General features: G+C 38.4%; 14 protein-coding genes and 2 pseudogenes. 3 read left to right on the top strand and 13 right to left on the bottom strand.

What is annotated here, in order from left to right; all coding sequences use genetic code 11:
* Positions 1–27: 27 nt before the first annotated feature.
* The 7 genes and pseudogenes from ACOWPH_RS02455 to sufB form a co-directional block, all read right to left on the bottom strand.
* Positions 28–1,083 (bottom strand): WD40 repeat domain-containing protein, encoded by a 1,056-nt coding sequence (locus tag ACOWPH_RS02455; RefSeq protein ID WP_015213834.1) that lies wholly within the window; start codon positions 1,081–1,083, stop codon positions 28–30.
* A gap of 223 nt (positions 1,084–1,306) precedes the next feature.
* Positions 1,307–2,278: a CobW family GTP-binding protein gene (locus tag ACOWPH_RS02450; protein WP_015213833.1), complete on the bottom strand. Its 972-nt coding sequence runs from the start codon at positions 2,276–2,278 to the stop codon at positions 1,307–1,309.
* Positions 2,279–2,398: 120 nt separating this feature from the next.
* Positions 2,399–3,637: pseudogene (locus tag ACOWPH_RS02445) on the bottom strand (ISL3 family transposase).
* Between the two features lie 366 nt (positions 3,638–4,003).
* Complete coding sequence (locus ACOWPH_RS02440) at positions 4,004–5,272, bottom strand: cysteine desulfurase (RefSeq protein ID WP_015213832.1); 1,269 nt, start codon at positions 5,270–5,272, stop codon at positions 4,004–4,006.
* 112 nt (positions 5,273–5,384) lie between these two features.
* Positions 5,385–6,728 (bottom strand): Fe-S cluster assembly protein SufD, encoded by a 1,344-nt coding sequence (gene sufD, locus ACOWPH_RS02435; RefSeq protein WP_015213831.1) that lies wholly within the window; start codon positions 6,726–6,728, stop codon positions 5,385–5,387.
* Positions 6,728–7,513 (bottom strand): Fe-S cluster assembly ATPase SufC, encoded by a 786-nt coding sequence (gene sufC, locus ACOWPH_RS02430; protein ID WP_015213830.1) that lies wholly within the window; start codon positions 7,511–7,513, stop codon positions 6,728–6,730. Before sufC ends, sufD begins: the two co-directional genes overlap by 1 nt.
* Before the next feature lie 63 nt (positions 7,514–7,576).
* Positions 7,577–9,016 carry a Fe-S cluster assembly protein SufB gene (gene sufB / locus ACOWPH_RS02425; protein ID WP_015213829.1) on the bottom strand — a complete coding sequence of 480 codons (1,440 nt, stop codon included), beginning with the start codon at positions 9,014–9,016 and terminating at the stop codon, positions 7,577–7,579.
* Positions 9,017–9,265: 249 nt separating this feature from the next.
* Here sufB and sufR point away from each other — a divergent pair, with 249 nt between their 5' ends.
* Together sufR and ACOWPH_RS02415 are read left to right on the top strand one after the other, a co-directional pair.
* Positions 9,266–9,958: an iron-sulfur cluster biosynthesis transcriptional regulator SufR gene (gene sufR / locus ACOWPH_RS02420; protein WP_015213828.1), complete on the top strand. Its 693-nt coding sequence runs from the start codon at positions 9,266–9,268 to the stop codon at positions 9,956–9,958.
* 32 nt (positions 9,959–9,990) lie between these two features.
* On the top strand, positions 9,991–10,251 hold the full coding sequence (locus tag ACOWPH_RS02415) for a hypothetical protein (protein WP_015213827.1): 261 nt from the start codon (positions 9,991–9,993) through the stop codon (positions 10,249–10,251).
* 253 nt (positions 10,252–10,504) lie between these two features.
* On the opposite strand, the gene ACOWPH_RS02410 is transcribed toward ACOWPH_RS02415, so the two are convergent.
* Together ACOWPH_RS02410 and ACOWPH_RS02405 are read right to left on the bottom strand one after the other, a co-directional pair.
* Positions 10,505–11,140 (bottom strand): hypothetical protein, encoded by a 636-nt coding sequence (locus tag ACOWPH_RS02410; protein WP_015213826.1) that lies wholly within the window; start codon positions 11,138–11,140, stop codon positions 10,505–10,507.
* A 246-nt stretch (positions 11,141–11,386) separates the two neighbouring features.
* On the bottom strand, positions 11,387–11,713 hold the full coding sequence (locus ACOWPH_RS02405; protein ID WP_015213825.1) for a YbjQ family protein: 327 nt from the start codon (positions 11,711–11,713) through the stop codon (positions 11,387–11,389).
* 406 nt (positions 11,714–12,119) lie between these two features.
* Between ACOWPH_RS02405 and ACOWPH_RS02400 the strand changes: the two genes are divergently transcribed.
* The gene (locus tag ACOWPH_RS02400; protein ID WP_015213823.1) at positions 12,120–12,803 is read left to right on the top strand and encodes a tetratricopeptide repeat protein; all 684 of its coding nucleotides are present in this window, start codon (positions 12,120–12,122) and stop codon (positions 12,801–12,803) included.
* A gap of 96 nt (positions 12,804–12,899) precedes the next feature.
* Here the strand turns inward: ACOWPH_RS02400 and ACOWPH_RS02395 are convergent, their stop codons facing one another.
* From ACOWPH_RS02395 to ACOWPH_RS02380, 4 genes and pseudogenes are all read right to left on the bottom strand, one after another.
* Complete coding sequence (locus tag ACOWPH_RS02395; protein ID WP_015213822.1) at positions 12,900–13,808, bottom strand: peptidoglycan-binding domain-containing protein; 909 nt, start codon at positions 13,806–13,808, stop codon at positions 12,900–12,902.
* 242 nt (positions 13,809–14,050) lie between these two features.
* Positions 14,051–15,745 carry an NAD+ synthase gene (locus ACOWPH_RS02390; protein ID WP_015213821.1) on the bottom strand — a complete coding sequence of 565 codons (1,695 nt, stop codon included), beginning with the start codon at positions 15,743–15,745 and terminating at the stop codon, positions 14,051–14,053.
* A gap of 260 nt (positions 15,746–16,005) precedes the next feature.
* Positions 16,006–16,752 (bottom strand): NUDIX hydrolase, encoded by a 747-nt coding sequence (locus tag ACOWPH_RS02385; protein WP_015213820.1) that lies wholly within the window; start codon positions 16,750–16,752, stop codon positions 16,006–16,008.
* Positions 16,677–17,316, bottom strand: a pseudogene (locus ACOWPH_RS02380) (nicotinate-nucleotide adenylyltransferase). Before ACOWPH_RS02380 ends, ACOWPH_RS02385 begins: the two are co-directional and overlap by 76 nt.

The following is a 17,316-nucleotide window of genomic DNA, read 5'->3' as shown; positions in this document are numbered from 1 at the left end:
TGATACAGCATAGCCAATTATTATTGATTAGTCAGTAGTTGTTGACCAGATTAGTAGTTCTCCTTGTTCCCCACCTGCGGCTAATAAGGGTGGAGAGACTCCACTTTTACTGGGATGCCACGCTAGGGTGGAAAAACCGGCGCTGACACCTGTGAGAATCTGTGATACTTCTGTGGCTTGGTTCCACAAACACAACCAGCCATCAGCACCGGCAGAAGCGAGAAGAAAACTTTGGGGTGCAAATGCGATCGCATTAATGATATCCACATGATTGGTTAATATCCGTGCTTCCCAACCCAAAGATTCATCTTCTGATTTTTCCCAAACTACCACACCCTCAACACTGGAAGAAGCCAAAAGCGGCGCACCTACGGCTGTTGTGACTTCTGACCAAGCTAATTGGCGAATTTTTCCCGGAAAGCCGCGCATTACCCAAGGGTCAGGATTTCCCCATTCCAATACGGTAACGCTGCGATCCATATTACCCGAACCTAAATATTTACCGTCAGGCGACCAAGCCATTGCTACACTAACGGTTGTCATAGAAAGAAAATAAGGTTCCTCATCCCAATCTTGAGTATTCCAAATCTTCACTCCCTGATAACCGCTAATGGCTAAATATTGCCCATCTTTACGCCAATCAATAGCCAAAACTGACGAGTTTTCAAAATTCAGCGTCACAACAATTTCTTCTGTATCTGCATCCCATACTTGAACATAACGCCCTAAACTAAAAGCGAGTTGGTTATTAGTAGGACTCCAAGCTAATTTATCAACCCAAGCAGGAGCATTTTCTAAAGTAGCAATTAATTTATTTTCTCGCCAAATTTTAACTTGTCCATTTTGTCCACCAACGGCTAAATATTTACCATCAGTGGAAAATGCAACACAATCTACTGATTTATTTGTAGCAGTTTGTAAGGTTTTTAATTCGCCATTTTCCCACAAAACAACTTCTCCAGCAGCCGAAGTTGCTGCTAGTATCTCTCCTTGAGATGACCAAGCTAGGGATGTGACATAATCTGCAAGTTTCCCTGAATAATGGGCTGCAAATTGTTGAGGTTTGCTAGTTGTGAAGTTCATGTCTAGATATAATTTTACTAACCGCAGAGACGCAGAGAACACAGAGAAAAGAAAATGGCGTTGTTGATTGAGGATATTAATTTCTCATTCTTATGCACCAACGCCTCAGAGGATGTTTGAAAAATGGTATCTGAATGTATTAAAAATTTTAAGATTCTCCTAAATCCTCCTTAAAAAGGAGGACTTTGACTCTAGTTCCCCATTTGTTAAGGGGGATCTCGATTTACGCCAAACAGGCAAGAAAATCTTGTTTTAGTTGGGATTCATCTAGATTTCGACCGATGAATACAAGTTCGTTTTTCCGGGTTTCGCTGGCTTTCCAAGGTCTATCTGGTCTACCATCAAATATCATGTGTACTCCCTGGAAGACGAAACGATTATCTTCTCCGGCTATGTTTAAAATGCCTTTCATGCGGAAAATATCTGTTCCTTGGGTACGCAATAATTCACCCAACCAATCATTTAATTTTTGTCCATCTATTGCACCTTTTTCGACTAAAGCTACAGAATAGACGCTTTCATCATGTACATGAGCATCTTCACCTAAGAAATTGGGGTCAATTTCTAAAGCGCGGTCTAGGTTAAAGGCTTGTACTCCCAAAAGTGCATCCATTCCTAGTTCTGAGTTGCGGGTGCGGTGGATTTTAGCGATCGCATTCATCGACCGAATCCGCTTTTCTAATTCTTCTAAATTTTCTGGGGTGACTAAATCTGTTTTATTCAATAAAATCACATCAGCAAATGCAATTTGTTCTTGGGCTTCGTCTGCTTCCCAATGTTGCCAAATATGTTTAGCATCCACAACTGTAACTACTGCATCTAATGAAAGTTGACTCTGCATATCTTCATCAACAAAGAATGTCTGAATTACAGGTGCAGGGTCAGCTAATCCAGTAGTTTCAATTACTAAATGGTCAAATTTATCACGCCGCTTCATCAAATTGTTGATAATGCGAATTAAATCGCCACGCACTGTACAACAAATACAGCCGTTATTCATTTCAAAGATTTCTTCATCTGCATCAATAACTAGTTGATTATCAATGCCTACTTCCCCAAATTCATTGACGATCACAGCAACCTTTTTGCCGTGTTCATAAGTAAGAATGTGATTAAGTAGAGTAGTTTTACCTGCACCCAAGTAGCCAGTTAAAACAGTTACAGGTACGGTCGTCAATGTTTCTGAAGCAATCATATTCTCAAAGAAATTTTGATGATTTATTGATAATCATTCTCTATTTAACACACCTTGGTTAAAAATGGTAGTTTTGTGTCAAAGAATATTTGGCTCTTCGGTACTTTTTATGCTAAACTATTAAACATAATGCCAACTTAATAAGCATCTAATTCGGAAATTTTCAAAGTTTTTAAATCCATATCCCGAACGTTTTATTAGTTTAAGCTTGTTATTAATTCCTTCCACAGTACCACTGGTTGTCCTATTATCAAAGTAGGCTATAATTTCCTGATACCAACGAATAATAGTATTGTTGCTATTTGGGAAGTATTTTTAGCTCTCGATAACCACATACCTAATTTGAAAACTCCGTATACCAATCTTGTGTAGTATTAAAAATTTGCCTAATCTTTTCTTTAAATTCGTGCATTTCCTTCAAAATAGGCGAGACATTTTTAACTTGAATCAGTTTCTCTAATTGCTCTTGGGTTAACTTATCTTCATTTTTAAGTAAGGGATATTTACTATTCTTCAATCCAGCTAATATTTCTTCATATTTAGATTTTTCTGTTGTATTTGCTTTCTTGATTAAATCTTCAACTTTCCGTTTTTCCCTTTTTCTTTGTGTATCTAATTCTTTGTTAATCTGTGTCATTACATGAAATCTATCAGCTACTACTTGAGCATTTGGCATTAATTCTGTTACTAAAGTTTTATAGCCACTCCACAAATCTATACTGACTTCTTCTATATTTTCTAGAATCTCTGTCCCCCATCCCATAAGGGTTTTCCTGATTATTTCTTGTGTTCGTCCGCTTAAAATCGCAATTAGTTTGCTCTGATCTAAATCTACTAATACTGCACAGTAATTCCCATGTCCTTTCTTCAAAGCTATTTCATCAATTCCCAGTCTTTTTAGATTTATAGGTTTTAAATCTGGTAATTCTGATGATGCGTCTTTTAACATTCTTTCTATTTCGTCTTTTGTTACTATACCTTTTGCTGCTACACTATGAATGTCGTTTTCTAAAACTTCTTGTATTGTCTTATTTGCAAGGCGATTTGTAAAAGTTCTTTTCTTTTTAACAAAATCTAAATCTTCACTAAATGGTTTTTTACATTGTTCACATTTAAACTGTCGGCGATTAATTTCTAAAATATTTCTTTTTCTCCAAAAGGGAGGTCTTTAATAATATGTCTATGATTTTGATGTAATTTATGGCTGGTTGTGCCACAATATGGGCAGGTAGCAAATGAATTTTCTTGTTCAATTTGTAAAATCATTCCAATTCCGGTATGAAGGCGATGTGATACAACTTTTACACCGCTTAAATCCAGAATTTCTGTTAGAATTTTAATACCTTTTTTGCCAGTCATAACTTTAAGTTTATCTAAAAATAATTTGGATTGCATTTATAGTTAATAATAAATGCTCTTTGTATGTCAACCCCTACAATACCTTTAGTCATTTATTGATACATTTTTTAATATTATTTAGTGAGTGTAGCTAATAGTTTGGCATAACAACTACCGAAGAACCGAATATTTTAGAGGTTGTTTGAAAAGTATTGCATGAAACTAATATAGCCTTTCCCACTTTAGTTAGATACAAAATTAACCCTCCCCTTACCAAGGGGAGGGTGCGCGACAGCGCGGGTGGGGTGTATTTCATGAGCTTGGGAATTACTATCAAAGCCGAGATTTAATAATAAGTATGGAAGGTGGGAATCACCCACCTCATATTTATTCATCACCGAACACACTTGCAAAAAAGTCCAGTGTTTCCTTCAAAGCCTTGATAAAAATATCAATTTCTTCATGGGTGTTGTAAAAATATAAACTTGCCCGTGCAGTTCCCGGTAAATCTAAATAACGGTGTAATGGTTGAGTACAATGGTGTCCAGAACGAATGGCGACCCCTTCTTGATCTAATAATGTAGATAAGTCATTTGGGTGAACACCGTCTGCTGTAAAAGCTGCTAATGAGGCTCTACCTTCTCCTTGAGCATTAGGTTTTGGCCCGTAGATTCTGATTTGGGGTATTTGTGCTAATTGCTCAAATAAATAAGCGGTTAGTTCTGCTTCATAAGCATGGATTTTATCCATACCAATATTAGTCAGATAATCTATCGCTGCACCGAGAGCAATTGCTTCTCCAATTGCAGGTGTACCCGCTTCAAATTTATGGGGTAATTCTGCATAGGTAGAATGGTCTAAATATACCTCGGCGATCATCTCACCACCACCAAAAAATGGCGGCATTGCTTCTAGTAAATCTAACTTACCATACAAAAAACCAATACCAGTAGGAGCGCACATTTTATGTCCAGAAGCTACCAACCAATCACAGTCAATTTCTTGGACATCAATATGCATATGGGGGACACTTTGGCAAGCATCCATTAAAAATTTTGCCCCGTAGCTATGAGCAATTGCGGCGATTTCCTTGACTGGGTTGATACAGCCCAAAGTATTGGAAACATGAACTAATGACACCAGTTTTGTTTTTTGAGAAATCAGTTGTTTAAACTGTGCTAAATCAAAAGTTTCTTCTGGCGTTAATTCAACAAACTTCAATACTGCACCAGTTTTTTGAGCAACAAATTGCCAAGGAACTATATTACTATGATGTTCCATTACCGAGAGAATAATTTCATCTCCTGGCTGTAAATTGTTCATTCCCCAACTGTAAGCCACCAGGTTAATGGCTTCGCTGGCGTTGCGAGTGTAGACAATTTCTTGACGTGATTTTGCATTAATAAATTTAGCAATTTTGTCTCTTGTGGCTTCATAAGCATCTGTGGCTTTTGCACTGAGAGAATGAGCGCCACGATGGACATTGGAGTTATATTGTTCGTAATAATCACGCCAAGCATTTAATACAGCTAAAGGCTTTTGAGAAGTAGCTGCATTATCAAGATAGACTAATGGTTTACCGTGAATTTCTTGATGTAAAATCGGGAAATCTTCACGAACTTGATCGCCTAGAGTTTTGGTAGAAGTGATGATCATTTTTAATAAGGAGTATGGCTAACGTCACGCCAACAGAATAATTTTGAGAATTTAGTAGTTTGAGAAATTCAGGAAAATAGACTTCTTTCACTTCTAAATTCTGTATTTTTCGTTATTTATTTGTGAGACTGGTGACGGTTTTCAACAGCTTGTCTCGCAACGAAGGAACAGGTATGAAATTAATAATTTCCGCAGCGAAAGCATTAACTAACAACTTGCGTGCATTAACTTCATCAATACCGCGACTTTGCAGGTAGAATATTTGATCATCTTCCAATTGGCTGACAGTCGCACCGTGAGCGCATTTGACATTATCAGCAGTGATTTCTAATTGGGGTTTGGTATCAACTCTAGCTTTAGGTGACAACAGCAAATTCCGGTTTAGCTGTGCTGCGTCAGTTAACTGCGCGGGTTTGGGGACAAAAACCTTACCATTAAATACACCATGAGCGCGATCGCCTATAATGCACTTATGTAGCTGCTTACTTATACCATGAGGATGATTGAGAGCGATCGCACTGTGAGTATCACCCAATTGATTATCAGCAACAACTGTTAAACCATTCAGAGTCGTTTCCGTTTGCTCACCAGTCTGCAAAATCTCCAAATTGTGACGGGATATTTTTCCACCAACAGTCACAGCATTACAAGTATAACGACTAGATCGAGCCTGAGTCACCGCAGTTTTCCCCACATGAAAAGCCGCGTCACCTTCCCACACAACCCTAGAATGACTTACCTGAGCATTTTCATGTACCCAGATTTCCGTCACACCATTAGTAAAATAAACCTCCTCCTCTGCGTTCTCTGCGTCTGGGCGGTTCGTATATTCTTCAATTAAACCCACCTGAGAACCACATTCCGCAACCACTAAAACACGCGGTTGAGAAATAGTAGCAGACTCACCCGACACAGAAACAAATAGCAGATGAATAGGAGACTCAACCACCACATTTTTACCAACCCATACCACCGCAGCATCACACAAACCAGCAGTATTTAGAGCAGTAAAAACCTCATTTGCGCCCTCAGCTTGGGCTAAATATTTCCGTAAAACCTCACCAGATAACACATCTAAATTACCAACCATTAACCCAGAAGGCAAATTTTCAGTATTTGATAAATTCGGTGAATAAACACCATTTACAAATACCAACCGCTGAGAAACTTCAGGTAAAATATAATCTTCTAAAGATATTTCCTCAAACATCCCTAAATTAAATTTAACCTGCTTCAGAGGTGATAAATCAGTAAAACGCCATTCTTCCTCACGGGTATTAGGAATCACAGAATGACGCACCCAATTAGCAGCAACATCGCGTAAACCTTGTAACCAACCATCTTCTTTTTTGGTAGTTACACCACTTAACAAATCAGTCAAAAAAGCATCTCTATCTAATAGATTTTTTTGTAGAGATGTTTCATGAAACGTCTCTACATTAATTGGAACATTCATTATACACCCACTCCCAAAGCTTCTTCTAGAACCCAATCGTAACCACGAGATTCCAACTCTAACGCCAACTCCTTACCACCACTTCTAATAATGCGTCCTTGTGCCATAACATGAACAAAATCAGGGATAATATAATCCAGAAGACGCTGATAGTGAGTAATCATAATTGTGGCATTTTCAGGACTTGCTAATTGATTTACCCCATTTGCCACAATTTTTAGAGCATCAATATCCAAACCCGAATCAGTCTCATCTAAAATCGCCAACTTGGGTTCTAGCAAAGCCATTTGCAGAATTTCATTCCGCTTCTTTTCACCACCAGAAAAACCTTCATTCACACTGCGATTAAGAAAAGAGGAATTCATCTTCACCACATCCAACCTTTCCTCAATCAAATCATCGAAATCAAAAGCATCAACCTCTTCTAATCCCTGAGCTTTTCGACGGGAATTATAAGCCACCCGTAAAAAATCCAAATTACTCACACCGGGAATTTCCAAAGGATATTGAAAAGCCAAAAACACACCACTTCTAGCTCTTTCCTCAGCTTCCATTTCCAAAAGATTTTGTCCTTGAAAAATCACCTCACCACCAGTAACAGTATAAGCTGGATGTCCTGCCAAAGCCTTAGAAAAAGTACTCTTACCAGAACCATTCGGCCCCATAATTGCATGAACTTCACCAGCGCGAACTTCCAAATTCACACCCTTCAAAATTGACGTACCATCAACATCAGCCGTCAAATCCTTAACTGACAAAATCAAATCACTATTCTCAATAATCATCTTCTCTCTCTCTTCTCTTTTCTTTCTTTCTTCGCGCCTCTGCGCCTCTGCGTGAGCTTACTCTTAACCCACACTACCTTCCAACTTCAGACTCAACAACTTATCAGCCTCAACAGCAAACTCCATAGGAAGCTGATTAAAAACATCCTTACAGAAACCGCTAATCATCATCGAAATAGCATCTTCCGAAGAAATACCGCGTTGAGCAAAAAAGAACAATTGATCTTCACCAATCTTAGAAGTAGAAGCCTCATGCTCAACCTTCCCAGTATTATTCTGAACTTGAATATAAGGAAAAGTATTAGCGTGAGCATTATCTCCAATTAACATCGAGTCACATTGAGAATAATTTCTTGCGCCTTTCGCAGTCGGATTAATCTTCACCAAACCCCGGTAACTATTACTAGATTTACCAGCAGAAATTCCTTTAGAAATAATAGTACTGCGGGTATTTTTCCCCACATGAATCATCTTTGTTCCCGTATCAGCTTGCTGCATATGATTTGTCAGCGCCACCGAATAAAATTCACCCACCGAGTTATCACCAACCAACACACAGCTAGGATACTTCCAAGTAATAGCCGAACCAGTTTCAACCTGAGTCCAAGAAATCTTAGAATTTACACCCTGACACAAACCGCGCTTGGTAACAAAATTGTAAATTCCACCTTTACCATTTTCATCCCCAGCGTACCAGTTCTGCACAGTAGAATATTTAATTTCCGCATTATCTAAAGCTACCAATTCCACTACCGCAGCGTGTAATTGATTACTGTCGTACATTGGGGCTGTACAACCTTCTAAATAGGAAACATAGCTACCTTCTTCGGCGACAATTAATGTTCTTTCAAATTGTCCTGTATCACCGGAATTAATGCGGAAATATGTAGACAATTCCATTGGACATTTTACACCTTTAGGAATGTACACAAAGGAACCGTCACTGAACACAGCCGCATTTAAAGCTGCAAAATAGTTATCAGCAATAGGAACAACACTACCCAAATATTTTTTAATCAATTCTGGGTGTTCTTGTAATGCTTCCGAGAATGAGCAGAATATCACACCATCTTCGGCGAGTTTTTCTTTAAATGTAGTGGCGACAGAAACACTATCAAAAATTGCATCAACAGCTACATTGCTTAGTCGCTTTTGTTCAGAAAGAGAAATACCTAACTTCTCAAATGTTTCCAAGAGAGTAGGATCAACTTCATCCAAACTGTTGAGCTTTGCTTTCTTTTGTTTCGGCGCGGAATAATAAATAATATCCTGATAATTAATAGGCGGATAGTTGACACTTGGCCAAGTTGGTTCCGTCATTTTTAGCCACTGGTGATAAGCCCGGAGGCGAAACTCCAGCATAAATTCCGGTTCGTTCTTTTTAGCGGAAATCAGGCGGATAACGTCTTCGTTTAGTCCACGCGGAATAGTATCAGCTTCAATATCAGTGACGAAGCCGTACTTGTAGGGTTGGTTGACTAAGGTTTTGACAGTGGCACTCATCGTTATTAGTCTCTCGCGTTCGGAAGTGGTTCTCTAAAAAAAAGGATGGGAGACGGGCTATTTGAGCCAATTCCCGTTTCGTGTTACCAAGCGTTCACACGGCTGTTAAGATAAATTGAGAGGATAAAACAACAGGGGTGTTGTTTAATCTATTTTTATCTTACGATAGATTAACAACAACAATGTTGTTAAAGTCAAATTTTTCAGAAAAATTTTTGGGACGAACGCGAATAGCGTCTCGTAGAGAAGATGACGACTACCCACCAGTCCTCCACAAAGCAGGATATTTTAGAGTACCTTTTGCAACACTCACAGGCAACTGCTGTTGAGTTAGCAAATTGCTTCGATCTTAGCCCGCAAGCGATTCGCCGTCATTTAAAGGATTTAGATACTGAAGAATTAGTTTTGTACTCAGTATCAGAACAACCGGGAATGGGCAGGCCACAGCACGTTTATCAATTAAGTAAAAGAGGAAAAGAACGCCTCAGACGGACTAGAGGAGAAGGCTTTGGTGATGGTTATGGTGAATTTGCAGTTTCCCTTCTGGACACCTTGGCCGCAACTGTTGGATATGAACAGGTAAAGACCATTTTGCAAAAACAATGGGAACGCAAAGCCCAGGAATACCGCGAACGGGTGGGGAATGGGTCTTTGCAGGAACGGGTGGCAAATTTGGTACAATTGCGAAAGACGGAAGGCTTTATGGCTGAGTATCACCCTGTTGATTCATGTTCCTCAGCCAAGGATAGTTTTATTTTTATAGAACACACCTGCGCTATTTCCAACGTTGCGGAGTCTTTCCCCAGTGTCTGTGGTCATGAATTAGAAATGTTTGCAGCAATATTACCAGATTGTAATGTAGAGCGTACTCACTGGCTAAATAACGGTGAACATCGCTGTGGTTATTTAATACAAGCCCAAAAGCGCCTGATTAAAGAATAAGTTTATTTTTGTAAATCTGAAAATATCATTTTATGGATATATCCCCAAACCAATCATCAACACAATTTTTAACTCTGGAAGAGTCAGCAAAGGTAGATGCTGCTTTGTTATCTTCTCCAGAAAAGTTTTTAACCAGACTGACGATCTCTTCTTTGAGAATTTTACAGTATATTGCTAAAGATTATGAAGTTGCAATTGAAGATTTAACCACGCCACAAGTAATTGCTTGGTTTGAAAAAGATGCCAAAATTAGGAGAGAAGAAGGCATTGAAGAGGCGTTTTTGAAGTGGTAGTAAATAATTCCTAATTTCGTAAGAACCAATACAATTCAAACTTAATCTAATTTTATCTAAGAGGATGTTTGAAAAGTGGTTGCTGATGTATTAAAAACTTTATATCCATAAATAAACGGGTTTAAGACGCACACCAAATTAGAAATTTGGCAGACCCAATTTAGGAGGGGATTCAAACCCCTTCTAAATTGAAACTTCTGCCCTCTGCCTCCAGCAAGACTGCCTTCTTCAATCAAGTATGCAAATTAGATTGTCAATGATTGTAATTATTATTCCGAGGAGTGCGAGAGCCGGCAATTGCTCCCATTAGTGCAGCAGCTAAACCTAACAAAGAACCCAAAACAAACCACCACAAGCTTCTTGAGGTTGCAGCTGCGGCTTCACGGGTTTGTTCGGCGGTTAACTGAGGTATATTTGACGGTATGTTAGTACCTTGTTGTTGTAGTTGAGTTATCACTTCTGCTGCGTTGTAAGCAGCAACTCCAAAAGCACCCCAGACCCCACTTGCTAATAGAAAAGAGCTAACTGCTAAGGTTGTAGCCCAGAGAATTGCGCCGTTGAGTAGGGCTGTATCTCGATGCATTGGGCCACAAGCACGGGTTGTTACCCAACCACCCGAAAATAAGGAAAGTAACAAACCAACTGTTGACCAAATACCAACATTACTAATAATACCTGAAGCGATTGTTCTTGGTGCTAAAGAGTCAGCTATTCTGCCTGCACCAAGAGCGCCAAAAAGGGAACTCAAAATTAATTGGGTGGCTAAAGCAACTAAAACACCGGAAATAATGGGACCCCAACGGACGCGATCGCGGTATTCGGTTACTCTGGCTGCTACCCCAGATTCAGGAGGAATAATTTCATCACCTACACGATTTACGTATGACATAGTTTATTTTCTCCTTTGCTATTTCAGCAAAGATGCTCAGGTATATTTATGCTTATATTTAAAATTAAATACTTATTTGTGGTTTTTAATCTCTATCATCAGAAGGAGTTAATTACTATGTCTTAAGTTAGAATAAAATTCCTGAGTATACGGAGTTATTGAATTTTTGATTATCCCTAATTATCAAATATTATGAGTTTTTCTAAGGCTTAAAGACTGTCTAACTATGAAAAATTCACAAACATACTAACGAATTTTTACAGCAGTCCCTGTGGCAGTAATTAGTAGTAAAACTCCAGATTGATCTACATTAATTGTGCCTGTATCAATTTCAATGCCGATGACAGCATCTGCTCCTAAACGTTGCGCTCTTTGTTCTAGTTCTTCTAGTGCTTTGCGCTGTCCTTGTTCAAATAAACGTTCGTAGCTACCAGTGCGTCCACCGACGATATCACGAATACCAGCTAAAAAATCTCGTAGGAAATTGCTGCCATAGACGATTTCTGCTGTCACAATACCCAAATAGGAATCAATTACAGCGCCTTGAATTACATCGGTAGTACTTAAAAGCATAAGTTTTTCTCATCAATAGCAAGTAACTTGATATATACTAATTGTGCATTTTTATGATGCAAATTGCAAGAAATGCCGGAACTTTTTGGATGTTGTTGTCATCCTATTCTTGTGATGCTACTGCAATTCTCAATGAAAAGTAGGTGTGTGTGAATATTTATTGTCAGGATCAGGTTAGGAGATAACTATGCTGGAGACAGAAGAGAAAAGTGTTGGAAACGTGTTAATTTTTCCCATGTTATATTTCATTGTGCTAATTTATTTATCAATGATTGAATATTTTGTAAATGTGATTAAACAAGAATTCTCACTCCTGAATTCTGTTCGATAAATACAGTTTTCAAATTTAAAGATTTTTGTTTTAATGTACAAACAAAAACTTAACTAAATTTTCAGGAAATTTACTGTGTACAAACAAACATCATTTTTAGTTACTGTTCTATTATTAGGAAGTTTCGTTACTAGTACTCCTTTGGTAGCTGAAGGTGCAGAAGTGTTGGTAGCACAAGCTAGTAATCCCAGGTTAAAGGAACTGCTAGAGGAAGGACGAAGACTAGTAGATGCGGGGGATTATAATCGAGCGATCGCAGTTTATCAGGAAGCTGCAACTATAGATCGTCGGAATGCCAAAATTCATTCGGGGATTGGCTACTTGTATGCTCAACAAGGGAATTTCCAGTTAGCGTTAGCTGCTTACCGTCGTGCGATCGCAATCGACGGTAATAATAGTGATTTTTATTACGCTGTAGGTTATATCAAAGGCAACTTAGGAGACACCCCTGGAGCTAAAGAGGCTTATCGTCGTGCTATCCAGCTAAACCGAGGTAATCTTAATGCATATCTAGGTTTAGGTGTCACTCAAACTGCGCTCAAAGACTATGAATCAGCTACATGGGCTTTTGAACAAGCCATTGAACTGAATAAAAATAATGCTCGCACCTATGAGTTAATGGGTTCGATGTTTCAACAACGACGACAAACCCAACAAGCCAGTAATGTATTGAGAAAAGCTCTGAGTTTATATCGCAGTAGTAATGACTCAGAAGGCATGAACAGGGTAGAATCCATATTAAGAGAAATTGGTGGATAACCCAATTTTGGCTTTGAGATCAAGAATGGAAAACATCAATATCAAAAGCAATGGGTAATGAGTAGAATTCATTACCCTCTATTTTAAACTTGCTCTTTATCCAGGAAACTGTTTGATTAGATCATTCCCTGGAATAATTGTTGTGTAGAAGACATAATTCTTATTCGCTACATAACGGCGGTCTTTTTTAACAATCGCCATAAACTCTTTATGTCCGTCTATTCTTCGTCCTACTAAACAACCTGCGCTGGCATTTTTGATATCATTAACAGGCGCATCATAGCCCCAGTGTTGATTGATATAAAAATCATCACCTGTATCAAGTTTATCGCCAGTTCGTTTAAAGTCTTTGTTGAAATCTCTGCAAACAGTGAGATTTCCCACTTGTCTTAATGCTTCATGGGGCTGTGCCGTACCGTGCAGTCCCACAGCCCAAGCTTTGTATTGACCAAACTGAATCCTAGCTGCACCTTTGGGGTTCATTGGATTATAAGTGTAGTACTTTCCTGGTTCAGTAGTTGCTTGCCAGTTGTTGACAATTTTGGGGACACCATCTACTACTTCGATCACAATCCGTTGGTCATTAAATTCATTGGGGGAATCATTATTAAGAGTCCAATCCCCATTCATTCCTTCTATATAAACTATGTTATATTCTTGAGGGTTTGTGAATACCTCATATTTTTTTGTCAGCATATATTTAATAATTCTGCTGGCAATATCGTTTCCAAGTTTTAAGGCTGGTTGGGGGATTTCTTCTTTTTTTGTCTCAATCAGTTCTTTGGCTGTGATCGCTCCTAAAAAATCAACCTCTCCGGTCTTCATTATCTCTTGAAATTTTTTAAGTGCTGCTGTAGAAACAGGGCCAAATTGTCCATCGGCTGGGGGTTCAAGTAAACCCAAATCAATTAACCGTAGTTGAATCTGACGTGGTAATTCTGCGTCAAGTGCGATCGCTTCATAGCCCCATTTTTCATCTGTACCTAGAAAATCTTGTAGTTTCATTCTGCACCTTATCGTTATTTATCTAATTTTTCCGATCATGTCCGAATATATACGCTGAACTAGAAAATAGCTGCAAATTTTTACTTATTTTAAAGATTGAAAAAATCCCCATAAATAATGCTGCTTCCTCATTTTGACGGGAAACAGCAAAATCTGAAAATTGGCTTATTGTATAATCAAAGACTTATTTTTCGACTGCCACTGTCATTTTTGAGTTGAAATGCCAGTAGAGACATTGGTCACTATGAGTGAGAATTATTCACAGCTATCCAGTTAATTTTACTAGCAATAGGCATTCGCCAACCAGTACCAAAAGCGCGGTCAGTAATTTTCAGTCCAGGGGGTGCTTGTCGCCGCTTAAATTCAGACCGAGCGACCATTTGCAATACCCGGTTGACAATGTGCGGATCATGACCTGCTGCAACTATTTGTACTGCGGATTGGTGATCATTAATTAAACGTTGCAAAATATCATCTAAGATATCGTATGCAGGTAAAGAATCTTGGTCAATTTGACCCGGTTTAAGTTCTGCACTGGGTGCTTTGGTGAGGATATTTTCAGGAATGATTTCTTGCTGGGTATGAAAATTTAACCACTTACACAGCGAATAGACACGGGTTTTAGGGACATCTGCAATCACCGCTAAACCGCCATTCATATCACCGTAGAGAGTGCAGTAACCAACAGCCATTTCCGACTTATTTCCAGTTGATAGCAGGAGATGACCGAATTTATTAGCGATCGCCATCAACAAGCTACCACGAATCCGCGACTGAATATTTTCCTCAGCAATCCCGAACTCAGTCCCAGTAAATAAATCAGCCAAAGTGTGGTCAAACCCTTGCATTAATTCCCCAATCGGTAAAATATGAGTTTTAATTCCCAAATTCTCACCTAAAGCCAAAGCATCACTAATAGAGTGTTGGGAACTATAAGGAGAAGGCATTAAAACACCAAAAACATTTTCCTTACCGAGTGCAGCAGTAGCAATTGCAGCTACCAATGCCGAATCAATTCCACCACTTAAACCCAAAACCACCTGAGAAAAATGACATTTGTGGATATAGTCTTTCACACCCAAAATCAAAGCGTGCCAAATTTCCTCATCTTCTGATTCATAGACAGATGAAACCGTACCTAACTGTAAATCGCGTTGTATTTCATCAAATTCAACAACTAATAAATCAGATTCAAAACCCTTAGCGCGACAGATAACTTCACCTTGACGATTTAAAGCAAAACTGCGTCCATCAAAAATCAAATCATCATTGCCACCAACTTGATTAGTATAAATTACTGGATGTTTAAAATTGACTGCACTATGTTGCAGCATCGCTTCTCGTAATTTTTGCTTACCGACAGTATAGGGTGATGCCGATAAATTCACAATTAAATCTACACCTAAAGATGATAAATCAGCGATAGGATTAACCGCATAACTACGCTTACCCCAAAATTCTGCATCATTCCATAAATCTTCGCAAATAGTTACGCCAATATTGATATCATCTAAATTGAAATAACTAGGTTTGAACCCTGGTTCAAAATAACGGTTTTCATCAAAAACATCATAAGTCGGTAAAAGTCGTTTGTGAAAATACTGCTTAACTGTACCCGCTTCCAATAAAGCAATACTATTAAATAGATTTTTTCCACCTGTAACGTGTGCTTCAGAATTTTTAACACCAGTTCCTACCAACACAGCTAAATTAGCAGGTAAATCCTGAGCTAACTGTTGTAAAGTAATATCCATAGCTTCCACAAAACTAGGATTTAGTAATAAATCTCGTGGTGGATAACCACATAAAGAAAGTTCTGGAGTTAACAACAAACGCACACCTAAAGACCCTGCATTTTCAGCAACCTCAAGAATTTGTTTAGCATTTCCAGACAAATCACCAATGATCGGATTAAATTGAGCAATCGCTATTTTCATATTAGTAATGTGTAATTAGATTATTAAAAATTCTTACTCCCTTTCTTCCTTCTTCTTTTCTTCTTCCTTCGCGCTCTTCGCGCCTTCGCGGTTCATTTAATCCATATTCTTCTGATATAGTAAGTATTCAGGATAGAGAATACTCAAAGTCATGAGAATCAAGGATTTTTAGTCAACATTGATGATATTGATAAAATCTCACTTCTATCTATTCTTCATTTCATAAGCATTCTGACTCCTGAATTCTTACCTGATATAAATCAAATAAACACCAAAGGCTTATCCTTAAAAGGCGCAAAAGCCGCAGCATCAAACTTATACAAACTAGCCGGACGACCAGCACCTCTTGAAACCTTAATTCCCGTATCGCATAAAAAACCCAACTTAAGTAAACGCGCTCGAAAATTAGAATAATCTGAGAAATTTTCCCCCAAAACAGTAGTATACAACTGATATAAATCATTCAAAGTAAACGTTTCTGGCAAAACATCGAAAGCAACCGGACTATATTCCAATTTATTTTTTAATCTTCCATGTCCATAACTGATGATTTCATTATGATCAAATGCTAACTGGGGTATTTGTTTAACTGGATACCAAGCAATCCCTGCCACCTTATCGGCAATTAATTCTGCTTCTTCAAATCGAACTAAAGCAAAATAGCTGACTGATAAATAACGCACACCATAGCTATCCATTTTTTCCCTTGGATCACGATTTGGCCCGCCAAAAGTATAAAGTTGTTCCAGATAGAGATTATTGACTTTAATTTTTTCTGCCATAATGCGATAAGCTGCATCTTCTAAAGATTCCCCTTGACGTACCAAAGTACCGGGAAGACTCCAATAATTTAAAAATGGTTCTTGCTGTCGCATTATTAACAGCACTAATAACCGATTTTGGGCAGTATCTACAGAAAAAATTACATTATCTACACCGACTTTGAAATCAGCCAAGGGTTGTTGATTGATCTGATTTGAATTTTTTTTATGGTTGCGTTCTGGCATTTAAACGTACAAATGCTGTTGATGAATATAAGCAACGACGTGGGGTGTGAGGGTGTCGGGATCTTTTTGTTCACGAAAAGCTGTGGAGGAGACATCTAAACCTGTTAAACTAGCGATCGCAATTTTCCCTCCTAACTGCCTAACTCCCTCCAAACTAAAATCATCTATTACATAACCAGGACGGGGAATTACCAGCAGTTGTACTTTCTGCAACAAATCCTCAATATGATACCACCGTGGTAACTGATGCAATAAATCTGAACCAATTATCAAAGTATAATCAGCGTCATCACCCCAACGCAGTTTTGCTTTTTCTACTGTTTCTAGTGTTCTCCAGCTACTCAATTCTTGTTCTAAAGTTATATTCTGCCTGGTTGTATTTATATCTGTTATTAGCAATTGTAACATAGCTGCCCGATGAGATAAAGGCGTTTGCTGTGACTTAAACGGATTATCAGCAGCCCAAACCGCAACCCAATCATAACTCTCAGACAACCACTTGAGAATTTTTTGATGTCCAGCAGTTGGAGGATCTGCACTAGTACCAAATAAAGCGATTTGCAT

It is taken from the genome of Anabaena sp. PCC 7938 (assembly GCF_049315035.1).
Taxonomy (GTDB): Bacteria; Cyanobacteriota; Cyanobacteriia; order Cyanobacteriales; family Nostocaceae; genus Anabaena; species Anabaena cylindrica.
Note: the sequence above shows the minus strand (reverse complement) of the source record. Positions and strands in the feature narration are given on the sequence as shown.